General features: G+C 42.6%; 1 protein-coding gene and 1 pseudogene. Both read left to right on the top strand.

Features of this window, described 5'->3' with window-relative positions:
• The first annotated feature begins 122 nt into the window (after positions 1 to 122).
• Positions 123 to 1,304, top strand: coding sequence for an integrase arm-type DNA-binding domain-containing protein (locus E0D98_RS23140; RefSeq protein ID WP_021543783.1), 1,182 nt, complete (start codon positions 123 to 125; stop codon positions 1,302 to 1,304).
• Between the two features lie 104 nt (positions 1,305 to 1,408).
• A pseudogene (locus E0D98_RS23135) lies at positions 1,409 to 1,861 on the top strand (site-specific integrase); the annotation flags it as partial.
• Between the last annotated feature and the right edge of the window lie 844 nt (positions 1,862 to 2,705).

Here is a 2,705-nt window from a genome sequence, read left to right as displayed (position 1 = left end):
ATATATAACAACGGCTTTCAACAACATCTTTGTTATACAAGGGGGGACATTGGGGGTATCAGGTTAATTACTGGCAGAAATCCCCCTCAGGAACATGAATTCATTAAAAGCCGGAGGATGTCATGGCATTAACCGATATTAAAGTGAAAACCGCAAAACCAAAAGAAAAGCCCTATAAACTTGCTGATGGCGGCGGTATGTATCTACTGATTAACACTAATGGTTCTAAATACTGGCGTATGAAGTACCGATTTGCTGGTAAAGAAAAGATGCTTTCTATTGGCGTATACCCCGATGTAACGCTAGCCGACGCTCGTGAAAAACGCAGCGAAGCTAGGAAAATCCTCGCTGCTGGAGGCGATCCAGGGATGGCAAAAAAAGAGGAAAAAATCGCGCAGCAAATGAGTTTGAAAAATACGTTCGAGGCCATTGCTCGCGAATGGCATCAGTCAAAAGCCGATCGGTGGTCATTACGCTATCGTGATGAAATCATTGATACCTTTGAAAAAGACATTTTTCCCTACATTGGCAAACGCCCTATCGCCGAAATCAAACCAATGGAGTTACTGGAAGCACTGCGTAAAATGGAAAAACGTGGAGCTCTGGAGAAAATGCGCAAAGTCCGCCAGCGCTGTGGTGAGGTGTTCCGCTATGCAATTGTTACTGGTCGGGCAGACTACAACCCTGCTCCCGATCTTGCCTGTGCTTTAGCTACACCGAAAAAAGTACATTTTCCCTTTCTTACTGCTAATGAACTTCCCCACTTCCTCAACGATCTGGCTGGTTATACCGGAAGTATCATCACTAAGACAGCTACTCAGATCATTATGTTAACCGGTGTACGAACACAAGAATTACGTTTCGCACGCTGGGAGGATATCGATTTTGAGACAAAATTATGGGAGATCCCAGCAGAAGTAATGAAGATGAAGCGACCTCATATTGTGCCGCTCTCTGAGCAGGTCATTGCGCTATTTAAGCAACTTGAACCAATCTCAAAACATCATCCTCTGGTCTTTATCGGTAGGAACGATCCTCGCAAGCCAATTAGTAAGGAAAGCATTAACCAAGTCATTGAATTGCTGGGATATAAGGGAAGACTCACAGGGCACGGTTTCAGACACACCATGAGTACAATTCTGCACGAACAGGGTTTTAATTCTGCCTGGATTGAAATTCAATTAGCTCATGTGGATAAAAACGCTATCAGAGGTACCTATAATCATGCCCAGTATCTGGATGGTCGCCGTGAAATGATGCAGTGGTATGCTGACTACATTGATTCACTTTCTGAGCAGATCTGATGAATGAAGGTTCAGTGACACAAAAATAATGAATAACCATCCGGCCCCAAAAGCCGTATGGTTTTATTTATGTTTTCTTTTTTATTTGCTCACACCGCCTGAACTCTCATTGGGGAACCAAGATGCGAACACCACATCTTGTGCCACTCAGCAAACAGGCTGTAGCCATACTGACAGAACTTCAGACATGGGCTGGTGAAAATGGTCTGATCTTTACAGGAGCACATGACCCGCGTAAACCAATCAGTGAAAATACAGTCAATAAAGCCTTACGTGTGATGGGCTATGATACGAAGACTGAAATTTGTGGACACGGTTTTAGAACGATGGCGTGTAGCTCATTAGTTGAATCAGGTTTATGGTCGAAGGATGCAGTAGAAAGGCAAATGAGCCACCAAGAACGTAACTCAGTGAGGGCTGCTTATATTCATAAGGCAGAACATATAGATCAACGCCGATTAATGGTGCAGTGGTGGGCGGATTATTTGGATGCTAATCGTGAACAAACGATTTCGCCATTCGACTTTGCAAAGTTGAATAATCCAATGAATCACTAAAACTTTAGCCATGTCATATAGGAGATCCATTTTCAATACGAGGAGTCGAATACTACGGTAGTATGCCGACTATATCGATTCATTGAGAAATGGTGGAAATATTCTTCATGGGAATTTTAATCGCCAAAAAGCATAGTCATTAATCACTATATCGTAATATGTCTTATTCAATATCTATACACCACTAAAAGCCCCTGCCCTCACGGACTGAGGCTTTTTTGCTTTTTAATCAAAATAAAAGGAAATCATGATGGAAAATTACATTTGTTGCCCTGTATGTGACTCAACCCGTATTCGTGAACGTCATATAGGGAAAAGACAGGAGCTGTTGCTGGTGGCGTATCAGGCGCACTAGCTGGAGCGTCTATCGGCTCTGCTGTTCCTGTTGTAGGGACGATTGCTGGTGCTGCGGTAGGCGCTCTATTTGGACGTTTAGTAGCTGGAGCTACTGCTGGGGCTGTGAGTGGTTCAGCTTTAGATGGCGTGGTATTTGATCGTTATGAATGTATCGAGTGTGAATACACGTTTGATTGATAGCCATAAGTTAACGGAAACCCCTGATGGGGTTTCATCTCTTAGGAGTCTGTGAGTCTGAACTGACCCTAGTTTATTGGACAGAGGCTTTTTTCGTTTTAACCCGCGCAAATTGAGATCATGATAGAAAGCATAACATGTTATCGGGATTGTAAGGCAACTCATTATCCTGCTCTAAACCATCATTAATCATTTTTAAAGCGAGTTGCCTGTTTTTCAGCTGATTGGCTTTTTATATCAATATCATCTTCTAAAGGGAAATAGATCCCTTTATCAAAATATCGCCATTAATTAAATCACAATACATCAA

The sequence above is a fragment of the Escherichia sp. KCJ4928 genome, from assembly GCF_004352695.1.
In the GTDB taxonomy this organism is placed as follows: Bacteria; Pseudomonadota; Gammaproteobacteria; order Enterobacterales; family Enterobacteriaceae; genus ECMA0423.
This window is presented reverse-complemented; position numbering and strand designations above follow the sequence as displayed.